General features: G+C 38.2%; 15 protein-coding genes and 1 rRNA gene (1 of these 16 only partly in view). 9 read left to right on the plus strand and 7 right to left on the minus strand.

Features of this window, described 5'->3' with window-relative positions:
• Positions 1–1,146, minus strand: coding sequence for a Gfo/Idh/MocA family protein (locus WAE64_RS02730; RefSeq protein ID WP_340234278.1), 1,146 nt, complete (start codon positions 1,144–1,146; stop codon positions 1–3).
• 96 nt (positions 1,147–1,242) lie between these two features.
• Positions 1,243–1,953, minus strand: coding sequence for a GntR family transcriptional regulator (locus WAE64_RS02735; protein ID WP_340234280.1), 711 nt, complete (start codon positions 1,951–1,953; stop codon positions 1,243–1,245).
• 253 nt (positions 1,954–2,206) lie between these two features.
• Here WAE64_RS02735 and WAE64_RS02740 point away from each other — a divergent pair, with 253 nt between their 5' ends.
• Positions 2,207–2,395, plus strand: coding sequence for a hypothetical protein (locus WAE64_RS02740; protein ID WP_340234282.1), 189 nt, complete (start codon positions 2,207–2,209; stop codon positions 2,393–2,395).
• Between the two features lie 104 nt (positions 2,396–2,499).
• Complete coding sequence (gene mraY, locus WAE64_RS02745; protein ID WP_340234284.1) at positions 2,500–3,720, plus strand: phospho-N-acetylmuramoyl-pentapeptide-transferase; 1,221 nt, start codon at positions 2,500–2,502, stop codon at positions 3,718–3,720.
• A gap of 6 nt (positions 3,721–3,726) precedes the next feature.
• Here the strand turns inward: mraY and WAE64_RS02750 are convergent, their stop codons facing one another.
• The 3 genes from WAE64_RS02750 to WAE64_RS02760 form a co-directional block, all read right to left on the minus strand.
• Positions 3,727–4,524 carry an alpha/beta hydrolase gene (locus WAE64_RS02750; protein ID WP_340234287.1) on the minus strand — a complete coding sequence of 266 codons (798 nt, stop codon included), beginning with the start codon at positions 4,522–4,524 and terminating at the stop codon, positions 3,727–3,729.
• 45 nt (positions 4,525–4,569) lie between these two features.
• Positions 4,570–5,442 carry an alpha/beta hydrolase gene (locus tag WAE64_RS02755; RefSeq protein ID WP_340234292.1) on the minus strand — a complete coding sequence of 291 codons (873 nt, stop codon included), beginning with the start codon at positions 5,440–5,442 and terminating at the stop codon, positions 4,570–4,572.
• 87 nt (positions 5,443–5,529) lie between these two features.
• Positions 5,530–6,090, minus strand: coding sequence for a MarR family winged helix-turn-helix transcriptional regulator (locus WAE64_RS02760; RefSeq protein WP_340234294.1), 561 nt, complete (start codon positions 6,088–6,090; stop codon positions 5,530–5,532).
• A gap of 212 nt (positions 6,091–6,302) precedes the next feature.
• On the opposite strand from WAE64_RS02760, the gene WAE64_RS02765 reads away from it, so the two are divergent.
• The 6 genes from WAE64_RS02765 (at position 6,303) to pruA (ending at position 13,999) form a co-directional block, all read left to right on the plus strand.
• Complete coding sequence (locus WAE64_RS02765) at positions 6,303–7,346, plus strand: HlyD family secretion protein (protein ID WP_340234297.1); 1,044 nt, start codon at positions 6,303–6,305, stop codon at positions 7,344–7,346.
• Between the two features lie 43 nt (positions 7,347–7,389).
• Positions 7,390–8,994 carry a DHA2 family efflux MFS transporter permease subunit gene (locus WAE64_RS02770; protein ID WP_340234299.1) on the plus strand — a complete coding sequence of 535 codons (1,605 nt, stop codon included), beginning with the start codon at positions 7,390–7,392 and terminating at the stop codon, positions 8,992–8,994.
• A 35-nt stretch (positions 8,995–9,029) separates the two neighbouring features.
• A complete protein-coding gene (locus WAE64_RS02775; RefSeq protein ID WP_340234304.1) occupies positions 9,030–10,331 on the plus strand; it encodes a TolC family protein in 1,302 nt (433 codons plus the stop codon).
• Between the two features lie 242 nt (positions 10,332–10,573).
• Positions 10,574–11,164 (plus strand): type II toxin-antitoxin system toxin DNA ADP-ribosyl transferase DarT, encoded by a 591-nt coding sequence (gene darT / locus WAE64_RS02780; protein WP_340234307.1) that lies wholly within the window; start codon positions 10,574–10,576, stop codon positions 11,162–11,164.
• A 3-nt stretch (positions 11,165–11,167) separates the two neighbouring features.
• The gene (darG, locus tag WAE64_RS02785; RefSeq protein ID WP_340234309.1) at positions 11,168–12,214 is read left to right on the plus strand and encodes a type II toxin-antitoxin system antitoxin DNA ADP-ribosyl glycohydrolase DarG; all 1,047 of its coding nucleotides are present in this window, start codon (positions 11,168–11,170) and stop codon (positions 12,212–12,214) included.
• Between the two features lie 153 nt (positions 12,215–12,367).
• Complete coding sequence (gene pruA, locus WAE64_RS02790) at positions 12,368–13,999, plus strand: L-glutamate gamma-semialdehyde dehydrogenase (protein ID WP_340234311.1); 1,632 nt, start codon at positions 12,368–12,370, stop codon at positions 13,997–13,999.
• 82 nt (positions 14,000–14,081) lie between these two features.
• Here the strand turns inward: pruA and cysS are convergent, their stop codons facing one another.
• Both cysS and WAE64_RS02800 read right to left on the minus strand, forming a co-directional pair.
• Positions 14,082–15,659, minus strand: a complete 1,578-nt coding sequence (gene cysS, locus WAE64_RS02795) for a cysteine--tRNA ligase (protein ID WP_340234313.1) — start codon at positions 15,657–15,659, stop codon at positions 14,082–14,084.
• Positions 15,660–15,781: 122 nt separating this feature from the next.
• Positions 15,782–16,774 (minus strand): CobW family GTP-binding protein, encoded by a 993-nt coding sequence (locus tag WAE64_RS02800; RefSeq protein ID WP_340234317.1) that lies wholly within the window; start codon positions 16,772–16,774, stop codon positions 15,782–15,784.
• 1,107 nt (positions 16,775–17,881) lie between these two features.
• Here WAE64_RS02800 and WAE64_RS02805 point away from each other — a divergent pair.
• Positions 17,882–18,183, plus strand: a 16S ribosomal RNA gene (locus WAE64_RS02805) (it continues 1,198 nt past the right edge of the window).

An 18,183-nucleotide genomic window follows, 5' to 3' on the forward strand; every position in this document is an offset into this window, starting at 1 on the left:
TTATACTGTTACCCACGCTTGTTTACGGTGACTTTCTATGATTCTCTCACAGATAATCAATTCACGTAAGCCATCGGCAAATGTCGGGAACGTTGGGTTCTCTGGTTGTTTGCCTTCTGCAATGGCAGCATATACTTCTTTGAATAATTGTTTCGATGTATCAGGGAAGCCCTCGTTGTGGCCACCAGGGAAGCTGATTAAGCTCTGTGCTTCACGGTAGAATAATGATGGATCTTTTAATAATACCTGGTTTGCACCATCACGTTTACCAATCCACATTTCGTTTGGTTTTTCAGAACACCATTCGAAATTGGCTTTTGAGCCAGAAATTTCAAGGTTCAAACGGTTTTTACGACCCGCCGAAACCTGGCTTACGGTTACGCTTCCTTTATTTCCGTTATCAAATCTCAACAATACGTTGGCGTGGTCTTCGGTATTGATAGGTACTTCCTGGTAGTCAGAAGCCTGTAACATTTTGCCTGAGTAAGTTTCAATGGCTTTTAATGGTTTCAGACGAGTTTTGTGAACTGTCGAGAAATCGGCCATAACCTCAGTGATTTTCAAGCCTGTAATATACTCGGTAACATCAAGCAAGTGTGAGCCAATATCAGCAATTGCTCTTGAATCGCCCGATTTATCGGGCTCCAAACGCCAGTTGTAATCTGTTTGGTAGAATAACCAATCTTGTAGGTAAGAACCTAAGATTGAGTAGATTTCGCCTAGGTCGCCTTTTTCACGCATGGTTTTCATTTGGCGTACCAATGGGTAGTATCTCAGATTGAAGTGTACCGCGTTTACCAGTCCTGTTTCAGCAGCAATTTTTACTAATTCTTCCGCCTCTTCAATTTTAGTAGCCAAAGGTTTTTCGCAAACTACGTGTTTGCCAGCTAATAAAGCAGCTTTAGATTGAGAGTAGTGCAAGAAGTTTGGTGTACAGATGTGTATACACTCTATGTCTTCTTGTTTCAATAAATCTTCAAAAATATAAGCTCTTTCAATGCCTAAGCTGGCAGCCTTTTCGGTTGCCAAATCAATGTTGGCTTCGCAAAGTGCGGCCACTTCTACATTTGGTAAGCGGCGTAGGGCTTCTATGTGAGCTGGCCCGATAAAACCCGTTCCAACAACGGCAACTTTAATTTTTTTCATAGTTGAATAAAACCCCTATCCCCTGAAAGGGAATTAGTTTTGGTTAAAAGAATAAACGCCCCCTTCAGGGGTGGGGGCAACCGTCGAGCGGTATGTTTAATTAAAACTACTTATAGCGTATTTTTCGGTATTACAATAAATAAGGCTATACAAATAAAACCCCTCTTTAGAAGTACCATAGCGCCTCAGAATCTGCAAAACCGGCGATTTTGCTTTTATCTTTAGTAAGCTGGCAATCTCTTTAGATGCCGCAATAGCTCGTACTTCTTGTTGCATACTATTTACGTCTATCTGGTATCGCATAAAAAGTGTACGAAACAGAGAGCCATCAACTAAAGGTTCGTCGGTTAACCCAGAAAGGTTTTCGTTTGGAATGTAAGTTTCTTCAAGCATCATCGGAAATTCTTCTACCGACCGAAGACGCTTCAAAAATACAAATTCTGTATGAAACTCTTGATGAAGTAAGTGTTTAAAAATCGGCTCTGTTATGGTATGCAATACAGGGCCTTCTAAAATAGTAGTATTTCCGTGTCTGTCGCTAGCACCTACTACTTCGGTCCAGCCTTTCAGAGAAAGTAAACCTAACGATTTACGGTTGGCCGATACAATACTACCTTTACCATGTTGGCGGGTAATATAACCTTCTTTTACGAGCTCATTCAGGGCTTGTCGAACAGTCATGCGGGTAGCACTAAATTCGGCACAAAGGTCATTTTCAGAAGGGAGTAAACTGCCTTCTACAAATTGCCCTGAGGTAATTTTTTCTTTTAAGTGAGCCTGTATCTGCCTGTAAAGCGGTATTTTCATATAAATATATTACTCTCAGTAAAAGAGTATATGGTGTAAAAATGCAAAAATAACAGGCTTTTTATATTCTCTGTATTTTTTACACGCTTCTATTTATCAAAAAAGGCACTCAGGATACCCGAATGCCTTTCCAAGACGAAAATACTTTAACCTATGATGAATACCCCGGCAAGCGGGGAACTCAAACTCTTTATAACTTCTAAAAAGAAGTTGTAATTAATATATTTATATAAATTACTGTATGTCTTAATCTATGAATACTATACAAAAAAAGGTAAAAAACGTTTTATTGACAAATATTTATTCGGTTTTTTTTGATAAGGTTAATATTGCATCAGCTATTGGTCAAAAAAGTATTAGAAATTCTGTGGTTAGCTACTTAAAAGTAATGTTTTGGCAACCTGAAACATTGGCCATTTCAATAATAAATGTGCTTTTATAGGTTTTTTGTTTAATTTGATACATATTTTCAAAAAAACGTGGTTTTTTTTCTGAAAACTTCAAAAAAAACTATCTTTGCTACACTTTCCTAAAACTTAATGTCCTATGCTTTATTATTTGTTTTCGTACCTTGATAAAACCTTTAATTTTCCGGGTGCAGGGGTGTTTCAATACATCACATTTCGTGCTATGGGGGCCATTGTGCTCTCGCTTCTTATAGCAGCAGTATATGGTAGCAAGCTAATCAATTATCTTAGAAAATTACAAATCGGCGAAACAATACGTGATTTGGGTCTACAAGGGCAGATGCAGAAAAAAGGCACACCAACCATGGGTGGGTTTATTATACTTGCTTCCTTGCTGATTCCGGTTTTGCTCTTTGCCAAATTAGATAATGTATATATTGTGTTGTTGATTATTGCCACAGTATGGACTTGCGGTATTGGTTTTGCTGATGATTATATCAAGGTTTTTAAGAAAGATAAAGAGGGGCTGAAAGGCCGTTTCAAAATAGTGGGGCAGATTGGCTTAGGCTTGATAGTAGGCTTAACACTGTATTTTAATGATTATGTGAAAATCAGAGTTTACGAGAAAGCCAAAATCAGCACGGCAGTTGGAGAAGTACAAAAATACGTTGATACGCACTCACTTACTACTACTGTGCCATTCTTCAAAAATAATGAGATAGACTACCAGATGCTAGGCAGTTTTCTGCCTGAGAGCCTTGCCTGGATTCCGTATGTAATTATTGTTATTTTTATTATTACGGCAGTATCAAATGGTGCCAATATTACCGATGGGATAGATGGTTTGGCCGCAGGTACATCGGCTATTATAGGTTTAACATTAGCCATTTTTGCTTATCTATCGGGCAATAAGGTTTTTTCGCAATACCTTAATATCATGATGATACCTAACTCGGGCGAGGTCGTAATTTTCTGTACGGCTTTTGTCGGAGCCTGTATTGGGTTTTTGTGGTATAATGCGTATCCGGCACAGGTATTTATGGGTGATACCGGCAGTTTGATGCTAGGAAGTATTATTGCTGTATTGGCTCTTGCGCTGCGAAAAGAATTATTGATACCGGTGATGTGCGGAATATTTTTGGTAGAAAATCTATCAGTAATTCTGCAAGTAGGCTATTTTAAATACCAGAAAAGGCAACGAGGGCTCGAATATGCGCAGAAAAACCGCCTTTTTCTGATGTCGCCATTGCATCATCATTTTCAGAAGAAAGGTTACCATGAAGCCAAAATTGTTACCCGTTTTTGGATTATCGGAATTGTGTTGGCTGTTGCTTGTTTAGTAACCTTGAAACTACGATAAAAAGATTTATTTCAGAATTTCGTCTAGTTTGGTCTGATATTCTTTAAATTTATCTAAACCCCGATGGCGTCCTCCCGGTAAAGTGGTGAGAATGTCGTCGGGTTTTTTCTTTAATAGTTCTACCAGTTTCAGACTATGCTCATAAGGTATAATCTGGTCGTCGGTTCCATGAAAGATATGAATCGGAACTTTTACCTTAGTTATCCACTCATAAGTCGGAATAGTAAATTCACAGGCTTTACTATAAGGGAAAAGCGGTGCATGGCTCCAGGCTACATCCGGAATACAAGTGTAAGGCGTTTCTAATATCAATGTCTTTATTTGGTTATCCATAGCCAATTTAGTAGCTACTCCTGTACCTAGTGAGCGGCCATAGATAACAGTTTTGTTTGGCGAATATCGTCGCTGAATATCCTGCAGTACCTTCTGGGCATCTTCTAAAAGATTTTTTTCGTCTAATCTTCCATTGCTTTTGCCAAAACCACGGTAATCATACATGATTACGTCGTATCCTCGAGAAGTAAATTGCTTGGCGTATTTACCCCATACTTTTATATTATGAGAATTACCGTGCAGATACATTACTACTCCTTTCTTAGCGGTATCTGTTGTTACAAACATCAAGGCATTCAGATTAATAGAAGGTTCGGGAGTAACATAAAACTCTTGCGCATCTGGAAAGTCAAATGCATAAGCTTTGTCTAGTTTGGCAGGATGCAGCATAATAAAACGTTGGAAGAGCACGGCTAAACCGAAAACGGCAACGTAAATAATTAGGGCAATTGTTAAAATTTTCTTGACCACTGTATCTTTTGTTATTTGCAGAAAGTATCATTCGAGACTACAAATCTATTCTATTCGGAATTGTTTGTCAAAAATTAAATCAAATCTATCTAACAAAATATCTTCAAGGTGCCTGTGGTATTCCGAAAAAGAAGGTAGATTATTGTGGCCGCCGCCATATATAGGTACTAAACGGGTGTGCTGAGGGGCTAATTTGGCTAGTTTTACGCTCGAACGGAAAGGAATTAAAAAATCTTTTGTACCATGTATGATATAAATCGAGCATTTTACAAATTTAATGTATTCGTCGGTGCGAATCGAAAAGCGTAGTAGCATTGATACGGGTAAAAATGGTAGAAACCGACTGGTAAGCTGCGAGAAACTATAATAGGGGGCATCGAGAATAAGCATTTTCGGATGGTTGCGTGAGGCTAGTTTACAAGCAAAGCCCGAACCTAAAGAGCGTCCGTAAATAACAATATGTTTTTCGAGGTAGCCTTTGGCCTGCATTTTATTATAAACCACCTGCGAGTCTTCATACATTTTATCTTCGTTGCGCTTGCCTGTACTTTTGCCAAAGCCCCGGTAGTCAATCATCAGTACATCGTAATCGTGCGAAAAGAAATCTTTGGCGTATTTAGCCCAACCCTTTATACTTCGTGAATTGCCATGAAAATAAATAACCAGCCCACGGGTAGTTTCGCCTACATCATAAAACAATAAGCCATTGATTCGGGCGCCGTCGGGCATATCAAAAAACAGTTCTTCAAAATGGTTATCATATTTAAACTCAAAATCCTGCGAGAGTTTTTCGGGCTTAAATATGAAGTACTCCTGTATTTTGTAAGCAATAATACAGATTACTACATAGATAACAACAACCAGTATAATGATTTGCGTAACTGTCATGAGTTCAACATCAGGGTTGATTTTCGTCAAAACCACAATCTCTAATAAAGCCCTGGTTTCCAGCCACTAACATACATAGTTTTTATGAATTATCAGAAAATAGAAGTTTAAGACTGACTATTTTTTATTCAACTCATCTTCTCTTTGAAATAGGTCTATGTCTTTCCTCATCATTGCGTGCTTAAGGTCGTTAGCTTTGTTGTACTGTGTAGATTCTTCGTAGTGTGTTACGAGTTCAAACAAAATTTCTCGCAATAGTTCTAATTTGTTTCCACCCAATACTTCTTTAAATTTCTCGTTTACATGCTCCATACATCTTTTCCAATCTACTAAAGCCTGCACGCCTTTATCTGAGTGTTTTACTATCAGTGCTCGGGCATCTGTATGGTCTTTTTCTACGGTTACGTACCCTTCAGCCTGAAGTTCTTTTATCAGTTTACTCATAGCTTGTTTGGTTACACAAGCTTTTGTAGAAAGGTTGTTTATATTACTTCCTTCTAAATCTATATGCACTAAGGCCACTACATGGCCAATCCTGAAATTCTTGTATCCAATTCCTGCAAGGTATTCGCCTGCTATCTCGCTCATGTAGCGATACGTTTTACTCAAAAGTTTGCCAAATAGCTTTGCTTTAGTGCTTTTAAAAATGGCAATCTCTTTTAATATTTCTTCGTCCATTGTGTTGTTATGATTCAATATGCTGATAATCAGCATATTGCAAAAGTAATAAAGTTCTTTCTATTTTCTTTCGGAATACAAAACTAATCAGAAAAAATAATTTAGTCAATATGCTTGACTAAATTAGTAAACTTAGTTTACCTTTGCATCGTCAATTTAGTTGACTAATTAAACACATACGAACTACTGAGTAAATTTTACCTAAATAAGAAATGGAAACTCCGCAGAAAAAATCATTTAAAAACTACATTCCCCGTATCATTTTAGCAATAATCCTGATAGGAGCTGGCATTTATGCTTACAGAAGTTATCAATACAACCAACGTTATGAGTCAACCGATAATGCACAGATAGAAACTTATACTGTTCCGGTTGTGCCGCGTGTGGGTGGTTATGTAACCAGTGTAAGCATGAAAGACTTTGAGCAAGTAAAAAAAGGACAACTATTGGTTGATATCGACGACCGTGAGCAACAATTGGCACTAACCGAAATGGAAGCGGTGTATCAGCAATTGCTGACAGATGTTGAAAACGCAAAGGCGAATATCAAAAATACCAATATGACAATTAAAGCGGCTGAAACTAACATTACTGCTACGGTTTTACGTAAAGAAAAAGCATTGAAAGACTCGGAAAGAGATGCCAGATTGTTTGCTGATAATGCCATTACTAGACGCCAGGCTGACGATAGCAAGTCGAATCTTGAGGTATTGAACGCACAATATGAAGGGCAAAAACAAGACATTGTTGCTTCTAAATCGCGCTTAGATATTTTGTATAGCAATGTGCACAAAGCCGAAGCTGCTTTAGCTGTGCAGAAAGCCAAAATAGACCAACAAAAGCTACGCCTTACTTACTCGAAAGTTTATGCAACTGAAAATGGCAAAATTGGTAGAAAAAGTGTTGAGCCAGGTCAATACATTCAGCCCGGGCAAACTTTGGCTACTATTGTACAAGACTCTTTGTATTGGGTTGTAGCCAATTTTAAAGAAACACAAATAGGGCGCATGGCAATTGGGCAAGAGGCTACTATTAAACTAGATGCCTACCCAGATTTGGAATTGAAAGGCAGAATAGCCGATTTCTCGGATGCTACAGGAGCCAAATATGCCCTATTGCCACCAGATAATGCCAGCGGAAACTTTGTGAAAGTAACACAGAAAATACCTGTGAAAATTGCGATTGACGAGATAGCAAAATACCGTGATAAACTACGTGCAGGCATGAGCCTTGAAGTAGAGGTAAAGATTAAATAAACTCAGGAATTGGTATTGAATATACCTCTATAAACAAGTTTTCATGGAAAATTCTGTAGCATTAGAAAACAAAGTTTCAGGAGCTTCAAGGTTTATTATCGTTATCACAACCGTAACGGCTGCCATTATGGAATTGCTCGATACTACGATTGTAAACGTAGCCCTGAACCAGATGGCGGGCTCGCTGGGCGCTACCATCGAAGATATTGCCTGGGTTATTACATCTTATGCCATTGCCAATGTGATTATTATTCCGATGACGGGCTTTCTGGGTGAGTACTTCGGTCGGAAAAATTATTATCTGGGCTCAATGGTACTCTTCGGCATTGCCTCCTATTTGTGTGGTAACTCATCGGGTTTGTGGGAGCTGGTTTTCTGGCGATTTGTGCAAGGTATAGGAGGTGGCGCTTTATTATCGACCTCACAAGCTATTTTATTTGATGCTTTTCCGGGTAAAGAAAGAGGAATGGCATCGGGGCTTTTTGGAATGGGTATTGTGTTGGGCCCAACCCTCGGCCCAACTTTGGGTGGCTACATAGTAGATAATTATACATGGGGCGATATTTTCTTTATCAATGTACCTATTTGTATTCTTGCTACTATTCTGACAATCTTATATATCCCTAAAAAAGCCGACGAAGGTAAGCATAGAGACAAAATAAAAATAGATTATCTCGGAATAGCACTGCTTATGCTCGGCATTGGCTCATTGCAATATGTGTTGGAAAAAGGCGAATCGAAAGACTGGTTTCAGTCGGTAGAAATATCTGTAATGAGTTTGTTGGCTGTAGTTGGTATGGTTGGTTTTGTAGGTAGAGAGCTAAATACTGACCACCCGGTGGTAAACCTACGGGTGTTTGGTAACAGAAACTTTGCTTTCTCTAGCATTTTCGTTCTTGTATCGGGTTTTGGTTTGTTTACCTCGGTGTTTGTTTATCCGGTTTTGGTACAACGTATCAATGGCTTTACTCCTTACGAAACTGGTCTTTCGCTGCTATTTCCTACGCTTACTATTTTGCCGCTGTTTCCTATTTTAGGGCGGCGTATGTCGGCGGGGGCTTCGCCAATTCCGTTTGTTACGGCAGGTATTATCATTTTTGCCATCTTTGGTTTTTATAGCGGAACAGCCACTACCGACATGGGGCGTTGGGATTTTTACTCAATGCAGTTGATGCGTGGTTTAGGAACTGTGCTTTTGCAACTGCCATTGATTAATGCTTCTGTTGCAGGGCTGAAACCTAATGAATTCGGGGCGGGTATTTCGCTCACAAATATGATTCGTCAGCTAGGTGGGGCATTTGGTATTGCTTTGGCAAATAACTATGTGGCGCAGCAATATGCGCAGCATCGGTCAGACCTTGTGTCTAATTATGTACCGAGTAATCCGCTGTTTATTGAGCGTTTCAATGCCATCAAGATGTCGTTTCTCGCCCGTACCGGCGATGCCGTGCACGCAACAACACAGGCATATCGGCAATTAGAATTATTGCTTGACCGACAGGCGTATTACCTGGCATACCTTGATACCTTCCGTATTATCTCCATTTTCTTTATTTGTGTATTGCCTTTGGTGGTATTACTCCGAACCAAAAAGAAAAGTGCTGCAGAAGCCGCTGCCGCAGCGAAAGCTGCTGCTGACGCCCATTAATGATAGATTACATCAAAAATATTATGTTTTCAAAAATGAAAATTCAAAAAATATCCATAATTATCTTGCTGTTTGTCAGCCAGATAGCCCTAGCACAAAATCCTAACGAAACGTTGAGTTCGTTGGTGAAACAGGCTATAGAGTATTCGCCAAGGCTAAAAGAGCAATCAGAACTACTGAACGTAGGCGACTACCGCATAAAAGTGCAACAAAGTGGAACAAGGCCACAAGTTAGTGGTGAATTGAGCTACACAAGGCTCGACCCTATTGCCGAAGCTGTTATTCCGATTCCGGGTTTTGATGGTAAGCTGCAATTTCAGCCGCATAATAATTATAATACAAACGTAGCGGCGTCTTATGTGATTTATGATTGGGGCAGATTTAAAGCAGGTGTGCAGAAAACCCTGCTCGAAATGCAACAACAACGTGAAGGCATTGAGGGCTTAAAACAAACATTGGCTTATCAGGTTGCACAGTTATATTATGGTATTATCTATCTGCAAAAAGCTATTGTTGTACAACAAGACCAGGTGAAACTGGTTGAAGAAAACAGCAAGATTATCAGCGATAGGCTCAAAAGTGGCGATGCCCTTGATTATGACGTAGTGCAGGCGCAAGTACGCTATAAAAATGCCGAAATCAGGGTAGTAGATTTACAAGGACAGCTTGAAAAACAATATATTTTCCTGAGTTCTTTGATTGGCTCTGATGCTCATAAGCAAATTCCGGCTAGTGCCGAGTTGCAATACAATTACCCTTTTGTCGATGCACAAGGCGCTTATAGCGAGGCTATCAACAATAACTTAGATTTAAAAACTGCATTAGCACGTGAGAGTGCATTGGCACAGGAAATAAAAATCTCATCAATGAGTAGTTTGCCACAGTTATCGGCCAATGCAGCAATGGGTGTTAAAAATGGCTACCAGCCTAATATTGATGCCTGGCGATTTAATACTTTATTGGGTGTAAGATTGAGTATTCCGATTTATACCGGAAAACGAGGCGCTTACAATACACAGATTGCCAAAATAAACCTTGATGCCGCTAAGCAAAGCACCGAAGCCCAAAAAACACAGATAAATCGAGATATTGAAAATGCGTTTAATGATATAAAAGTGGCTACACAAAAGCGTGCTCTGGCTGAAAGAAATGTGTATCAGTCGGAATATGGTTTGAAGCTGGCAAAAATTCGTCTGACAAATGGCGTAAGTACACCTTTGGAAATTCAGACCTCAGAAACTGCCGTTCAGGAAGCAAAATTCAGTTTATTACAGTACGATTATCAGGTATTGTTGGCGAAATTGGAGATAGCTAGGTTGTCGGGAGTGAAGTTGTGATGAACTTTTATGACGTTATCTTTTAAATAATTAAGCTTATTATGTCTCGAAAACTAAAATTCTCGAGACATAATAAGCTTAATGAGAGTTAATAGGTTTTTAGTATGAAAAAATTTTCTACTATTTTGAAAATAATATTGTAATTGCTACATTAGTAATGTTTCAAAAGCTAAGCTTTGCATATAATTGTAAGTAATTAAAAAATACTAATGCCTGACTTTAATAAAAAATACTTGTTTCGTATGACTCATATTTATAATATTGAGCATATATTAACTCATGGTATTACACATAGAAACTCTCCTAATGCAAATAATAAATATAAATCAATTGGAGATAATACTTTAATATCAACAAGGAATATTCATCCACTTGATAATGGGAAAAGTATTGGAGATTATATCCCTTTTTATTTTGGTGTAAGAACACCTATGTTGTATGTAATTATTAAAGGTTTTAATGGAGTTTCTCCTACACCATCTGAAAGTATTGTTTATTGTGTTACTTCTATCCAGCAGATTTTAGATTCAGATATTGACTTTATATTTACTGATGGTCATGCCGTAGATTCTTTTTCAAGCAAATATTCTAAAGAGCAAATTATTGATATTGATAATATATTGGATTATAGTGCTATAAATGCAACACATTGGAAAGATGAAAACGATTTAGATAAAAAGAGAAGAAAGGAGGCAGAGTTTTTATTAGAATGTGATTTGCCATCCAAATATATTTTGGGTTATATTTGCTACAATGAAAAAGCAAAAGTTAGTTTAATAAGTTTAGGCATTTCAGAAAACAAAATAGTTATTAAACCAGATTTTTACTTTTAGCTTATGATAGAATATAAAATTGGTGATTTATTAGACAGTAGTGCGGAAGCCCTTGTTAATACTGTTAATACCGATGGTATTATGGGTAAAGGAATAGCCTTGCAGTTTAAAAATCAATTCCCAAATAACTTTAAAGAGTATGTAAAGGCATGCAAAAATAATAAGATTGGAATTGGAAAACTGTTTATTTATAAGGAAAGACACTTATTAAAAGGGGAAAAAATTATAATTAATTTCCCTACTAAAACCAGTTGGAAAAAACCTTCGGAATATTCATATATAGAAAAAGGGCTTGGAGAGTTAGTTAAAATTATTGAAGAAAAAGATATAAAATCGATTGCAATACCTCCTCTTGGTGCAGGTAATGGTGGTCTTGTCTGGAATAAGGTGAAATTATTATTAGAGAATTACTTATCGGATTTAGATTGTGATATTCAAATATATGAACCTAATGCAACTATTAAAGAAGAACTGAAAAAAGAAAGAGTCAATCTAACACCTGCTAGGGCAATGTTATTATATTTATTATTTGACCTTGTAAAAAACGGAGAATTTATATCTGAGTTTTCGGCTGAAAAAGTAGCTTATTTTTTGCAAAAATTTGGAGGGAAAAATATTTTTAATTTAGAATATAGACAGCACTTTTATGGGCCATATTCAGGTAAAGTAAAACATGTTTTATATTACCTTAATGGTAGCTATATAACAGGTTATAGCTCAAAAGATAAAAAGCCTTTCGAAGAACTTGATATAATAATAGACTCTGAAATTGACATTGTTAATTATTTAAATAGATTTGAGAATATACAGTATAAACAAATAGCGGATAAGACTAAAAAGTTCTTATCTGGTTTCTATTCTAATTTTGGATTAGAAATGCTTTCAACAGTTGATTATATAAGAGAAAATGATAATGTTAATTCTGTCGAAAAAATAATAGAGAAGATGCAGATTTGGAATGAACGAAAAAGAACCTTATTTGCTACAAATCCAAATTTTGTAAAAATTGCTTTAAATAACATTGAAAAAAATATGATTTATTATCAATAGCATAGGTGTGATGGGATTTTTACCTTAAGTTCAATCAAATGGAAACAGAATTTAATCTGTTATATATTTATGTACTAGGATTAGATAAAAGATTTATTCCTACATATCTAAAATTTCGGCTAATTTTGGCAAAAAAATCCCCCTTCATCAAACATGAACAATACTATCTTTAAAGTACCTACTCCGGTCAATGAGCCGGTTTTGAGTTATGGAAAAGGTTCTTCTGAAAAAATAGCACTTAAAAAAGCCATTGCAGAAGCTTGCTCGAAACAAATAGATATACCTATGTATATTGGTAGCGAGCAAATTCATACCGATAATAAAATTAAATTATCACCTCCGCACGACCACCAACATGTGTTGGGTTACGCTAGCGAAGGAGATACTTCTCATGTAGAAAAAGCTATTCAGGCTGCATTGGCGGCTCGTCCGGCTTGGTCGGCGCTTTCGTGGGAGCAAAGAGCCAGCATTTTTCTGAAAGCTGCTGATTTGTTAGCTGGCCCTTACAGAGCAAAAATCAATGCTGCTACAATGTTGGGGCAGTCAAAAAACGCTTATCAGGCTGAAATTGATTCAGCTTGTGAGTTGATAGACTTCCTACGTTTCAATGTAGCCTTTATGGAGCAGGTTTATACAAATCAACCGGAATCGGTACGTGGCTTGTGGAATAGAGTGGAATACCGCCCGCTTGAGGGTTTTGTCTATGCACTTACGCCGTTCAACTTCACGGCTATTGCCGGAAACCTTCCGTCTTGCGTGGCTATGATGGGTAACGTAACGGTATGGAAACCAGCTTATACACAAATCTATTCGGCCAATGTTATCATGGAAGTTTTCCGTGAGGCAGGTTTGCCCGATGGAGTTATTAACCTTATTTATGTAGATGGCCCTGCAGCAGGTGATGTGATTTTTAAACATGCTGATTTTGCAGGTATCCACTTTACAGGTAGCACAAAAGTATTCCAGACTATCTGGAAAACCATTGGCGAGAATATCCATTTATATAAATCATACCCTCGTATTGTAGGCGAAACAGGTGGTAAAGACTTCGTAATGGCGCATGAGTCGGCCGACGCAAAAGCTTTGGCAACTGGTTTGGTGCGTGGTGCGTTTGAGTATCAGGGACAAAAATGTTCGGCTGCTTCACGTGCTTATATTCCATCGAATATCTGGGAAGAAGTGAAAGGATATGTAGTGGCCGATTTGAAAGAAATCAAAATGGGTGGTACAGAAGATTTCTCAAACTTCGTAAACGCTGTTATTGATGAGCGAGCTTTTGATAAAATTGCTACTTATATAGATAATGCAAAGGCGAGCGATAACGTAACGGTATTGGCAGGTGGTAACTACGATAAATCGAAAGGCTACTTTATTGAACCAACTGTCTTATTGACAAGCGACCCGAATTACATAACCATGTGCGAAGAAATCTTCGGCCCGGTGCTTACTATTTATGTATATGAGGCCGCTGATTATGAGCAAACTTTAGAATTAGTAAATGCTACTTCGCCGTATGCTTTAACAGGTGCTATCTTTGCAAAAGACCGGTATGCTATTGATTTAGCTACTAAAAAGCTGGTTGATGCAGCCGGAAACTTCTATATCAATGATAAACCAACAGGAGCGGTGGTAGGTCAACAACCATTTGGTGGTGGCCGTGCCTCGGGTACAAACGATAAAGCAGGTTCTATTCTGAACTTGTTCCGTTGGATACAGCCTCGTACTATCAAAGAAACTTTCGTTTCGCCGACAGATTACAAATATCCGTTTTTGGATGAAGAATAGAATTATAGCGTAAATGCCATAAATAAAAACGGTAGCATTCATCAAGAGTGCTACCGTTTTGTATATACATATAATAGTATGCCTATTCTTCCCAAGCCCAATCAATACGGTGTTTCATGTCTTTGATTGTCATGCCGTTCGATTTGAAGTAGGTTCTTATTTCGTCTACTTTATCGTAACGTTGGCTTGATTTATATTCTTTATATAAAGACAACATACCGTTCAATATCCCCTCACCTTGGCTTGTAGGTTCTTCGGTTATACCTAAAATCTGCTCTATAAATACCACAAATTTTTCTTTCAATAAATTGAAAGTATCTTCGCCCAAAGCGCGTGGGTCTAGCTGATTCATGTAAATCATGTTCACGTACTTCAACAGATTGAATAACTGAGCAATGGCTACGGCTGTATTCAGGTCGTCGTTCATAGCTTCGTAGAAAGCCTGCACGGTTTTTTCGATGTCCTGTTTTTTCTTCTGGTCAATTGTTACCTCAACAAGCGGAGCCACTGGGGCTTCTGTTATCGCTTTATCTGCTTGTGTATCGTTGATTAACTCATTCGGTATTTTGTCAGCTACTTTATCATTAATACCTAATGTAAGTGTTTTGGCAATTCTCAAACCGTTTATGAGGCGTCTGTATCCTTTTTGTGCAGCACGTAGCGCATCGTTCGAAAAGTCGAGGGTGCTACGGTATTGCGATTGTAACATAAAGAAACGCACTGTCATTGGGCTATAAGCTTGGTCAAGCAATGGATGGCTTCCTGCAAAAAGCTCAGCAGGTAAGAATGAATTACCCAAAGATTTTGACATTTTCTGGCCGTTTACCGTCAACATATTAGAGTGCATCCAATAGCGAACCGGCTCAACACCTGTTATGCCAACACCTTGTGCAATCTCGCATTCATGGTGCGGGAATTTCAAGTCCATACCACCACCATGAATATCAAATTGCTTACCCAGATATTTTGTACTCATACAAGTACACTCTAAGTGCCAACCCGGAAAGCCCATTCCCCACGGAGATTTCCATTGCATAATGTGCTCAGGGCTTGCGTTTTTCCAGATAGCAAAATCAAGCGGATTGCGTTTTTCTGACTGCCCGTCAAGCTCACGGGTTTCGTTCAATAAATCTTCCAGAATTCTGCCCGAAAGTTTACCGTAATCGTTACCCTCCGAATTATATTTATTTATATCAAAATAAACCGAACCGTTCGACTCATAAGCCAAGCCTTTATCTATTAAGGTTTTTACGGCTTCAATTTGTTCTACCAAGTGACCTGTGGCTGTAGGCTCAATGCTTGGCGGCAAGAAATTAAATTGGTCTAATACTTTATGGAAGTCGTTGGTATATCGTTGTACAATCTCCATTGGCTCTAGTTTTTCCAACTTCGCCATTTTGCCGATTTTGTCTTCTCCCTCGTCGCCATCACCTACCAAGTGGCCTACGTCAGTAATATTTCTTACATAACGAACCTTATAACCTATCTCTGTAAGGTAACGAAAAAGCACATCGAAAGTCAGGAAAGTACGCACATTACCAAGGTGAACGTAGTTGTAAACGGTAGGCCCACACACATACATACCTACATAAGGCGGACTAAGTGGTTTGAATTCTTCTTTCTGGCGTGTAAGTGTATTGTAAATTTTGAGGTTCTGCATATAGGTTATTCAATATTCTGATTGTTTTATTCTATCGTATAACGTGCGTTATGGTTTTATTTATCTAAAATGCTAGCTGCAAATTTAATGGTAATTTCCTTATATATATAATGTATAGGCTTTTATGCAACCGGAACTTCGAGCAAACAGGCGTTTAATTTTTTCTCAAACGCTGCCCAGTCTAATTTCTTTGGTGCAATCAGTTCAACACGGCTGTCTCGGCGGTAGGCAATATACTGTACTGTAAACTGTCCATCGGCGGCATTAATCATTACCCAGTCTTTACCAGTCCTAAAAACGCCTTTGGCTCGTTCTACTCCTTGCAACGTGCTGAAAAACTGGCGGAGCTTGGGTAGATTAAAAAACTCGTCGGGCGAAAAAATCCAGCCGCAACCATACATACCTAAACCATGACTCTCTTTTTTGACAGGATTTCCCACCGTTGGCGCAGGTAATTCTTCTTCGTGGGTATGTGTATGCTCATGCACATGGTGCGAAAACTGCGCCTTTCTGTCTCCAAAAGGTTCAATATTCAACCAATTGAAATCAAGTTCGCCATTAGCTACTGTTTCTATCAATAATTTAGGTGGATACAGCGTTTTAGCCCAATCGATAAATTTTTGAGTTAATTCTTCACCTGCCAGGTCTATTTTATTTGCCACAATCACGTCAGCCAGATTAATCTGGTCCTGAAATGTTTCGTGGGCATGAAAATCAGTTTTTTCCCAACGGCGTGGGTCAACCAAACAAACCGTAGCTTTTACTTCTAATATATCTTTCAGGAATTTACCTCTCAATAAATCCAGAATATTCTCAGGGTGCCCCATGCCCGTAGGTTCAATCAGGATGCGGTCGGGTTTCTGCTGACGCAAAACTGTAGTAAGTGTATATTGCATAGGTACATTTGCCGTACAACATATACAACCCCCTGCTACTTCTCGAATCGTGAGTCCGTCTTGTTCTTCAATGGCTGTGTGGTCGATAGAAACAGCCCCAAATTCGTTGATGATAACAGCCCAGCGTTCTTCCTTAGGTTTACTAGCCAGCAAATGTTTGATAGAAGTAGTTTTACCTACTCCTAAAAAACCGGTAATCAGATTAACAGGGATTTTCATGCAATGGTATTTAAATGAAAACTACTGCTACCATATATATAATGATAGCAGTAGGGGCATAACAACGATTTAGTTTTTAAAGTTTGTGCCGAAGATTGAAATATGAGTAATAAAGGTTTTTTGCATAGAGGATTAGTTTCTTGCCGCCTTAGCTTAAGTAATAATCTGCATAACTTTTATGACATGCTATATATATAAGGTAAGTTATGCTACTTTTTGCATTATTTTGATTTTCTATTTAATGAACTTCGCCCTATTTCAGTATTTCGATTAAACCTGCTACATTAAGTAAACCATGCTTACTATATATAATAGGTAATATAAAGTGCGATATAACTAGCTTTGAATAAAAAGGAATAGTTGTAGTCCCTGTGAGTAAATGTGTTCAAGTGTTCAGGATAAGAATCTACTGATAGGATAATACAAAGAACTTATATAAATCTTTAGTAATGCTAAAACTGTAAAACCTTAATAGTAAGTAAAGTAATAAAGTTGCTTGGAATAACTTTTGAAAGGGGGCTTGACAAAGGCTAAAAAAGCCCGTACCTTTGCAGTCCCAAAAATGAGAGAGTTACTGAGCGTTACATAGCAAGAGCATAGTAAAAAGGTGATAATTAGGAGTTTACGGGTGCTCAAAAATAAAGTTTGCGAATAATTTGGAAGTGTAAAAATAAAGTAAGAATTTTGCACCCCGATTGAGAGAAAGAGTAGCGAAGTTAAAAAGATGCGGCGAGCGGATGAGGAAATAAATTTCAAAAATAATTAGGAGTTGTAAGAGAGAATTCAGACCTTTGCACCCCGATTGATTGAAAGAGTAAGGCGAAGTTGTTGAGAGATTGAAAGAGGCGATAAGAAGAGTGAAAAAAAATATCAAAAAATATTTTTTAAATTCGAAAAAGAGCAGTACCTTTGCACTCCGTTTGATTAGAAAACGAAAAAGCGGAAATAAAAGTTCATAAGAGTAAAACAAGAAAATAGGTTAAGAAGTTTTGAAAGTCTTAATTTAATTTCGGCGAGTCGGAAAGCAGCGATGCTGGATGAATAAAGTTCATTAACTTGTTGAGAATGCAAATGCGAGACCAAAAGTGGTCAGGCAAACATTCATTTACAATGGAGAGTTTGATCCTGGCTCAGGATGAACGCTAGCGGCGGGCTTAATACATGCAAGTCGAGGGGTAGCAATACACCGGCGCACGGGTGCGTAACGCGTATGCAACCTACCTTTATCTGGGGGATAGCCCGGGGAAACCCGGATTAATACCGCATAACAATCTGATTGGCATCGATTGGATTTAAAAGATTTATCGGATAGAGATGGGCATGCGTAAGATTAGATAGTTGGCGGGGTAACGGCTCACCAAGTCTACGATCTTTAGGGGCTCTGAGAGGAGAATCCCCCACACTGGCAC

The organism is Emticicia soli, assembly GCF_037860775.1.
GTDB lineage: Bacteria > Bacteroidota > Bacteroidia > Cytophagales > Spirosomataceae > Emticicia > Emticicia soli.

Excerpts from the sequence above, each read along its gene's own strand:
- WAE64_RS02730 (WP_340234278.1), bottom strand. The coding sequence starts at position 1,146 with ATGAAAAAAATTAAAGTTGCCGTTGTTGGAACGGGTTTTATCGGGCCA.
- WAE64_RS02735 (WP_340234280.1), bottom strand. The coding sequence starts at position 1,953 with ATGAAAATACCGCTTTACAGGCAGATACAGGCTCACTTAAAAGAAAAA.
- WAE64_RS02740 (WP_340234282.1), top strand. The coding sequence starts at position 2,207 with ATGAATACTATACAAAAAAAGGTAAAAAACGTTTTATTGACAAATATT.
- mraY (WP_340234284.1), top strand. The coding sequence starts at position 2,500 with ATGCTTTATTATTTGTTTTCGTACCTTGATAAAACCTTTAATTTTCCG.
- WAE64_RS02760 (WP_340234294.1), bottom strand. The coding sequence starts at position 6,090 with ATGGACGAAGAAATATTAAAAGAGATTGCCATTTTTAAAAGCACTAAA.
- WAE64_RS02765 (WP_340234297.1), top strand. The coding sequence starts at position 6,303 with ATGGAAACTCCGCAGAAAAAATCATTTAAAAACTACATTCCCCGTATC.
- WAE64_RS02770 (WP_340234299.1), top strand. The coding sequence starts at position 7,390 with ATGGAAAATTCTGTAGCATTAGAAAACAAAGTTTCAGGAGCTTCAAGG.
- WAE64_RS02775 (WP_340234304.1), top strand. The coding sequence starts at position 9,030 with ATGAAAATTCAAAAAATATCCATAATTATCTTGCTGTTTGTCAGCCAG.
- darT (WP_340234307.1), top strand. The coding sequence starts at position 10,574 with ATGACTCATATTTATAATATTGAGCATATATTAACTCATGGTATTACA.
- darG (WP_340234309.1), top strand. The coding sequence starts at position 11,168 with ATGATAGAATATAAAATTGGTGATTTATTAGACAGTAGTGCGGAAGCC.
- pruA (WP_340234311.1), top strand. The coding sequence starts at position 12,368 with ATGAACAATACTATCTTTAAAGTACCTACTCCGGTCAATGAGCCGGTT.
- cysS (WP_340234313.1), bottom strand. The coding sequence starts at position 15,659 with ATGCAGAACCTCAAAATTTACAATACACTTACACGCCAGAAAGAAGAA.
- WAE64_RS02800 (WP_340234317.1), bottom strand. The coding sequence starts at position 16,774 with ATGAAAATCCCTGTTAATCTGATTACCGGTTTTTTAGGAGTAGGTAAA.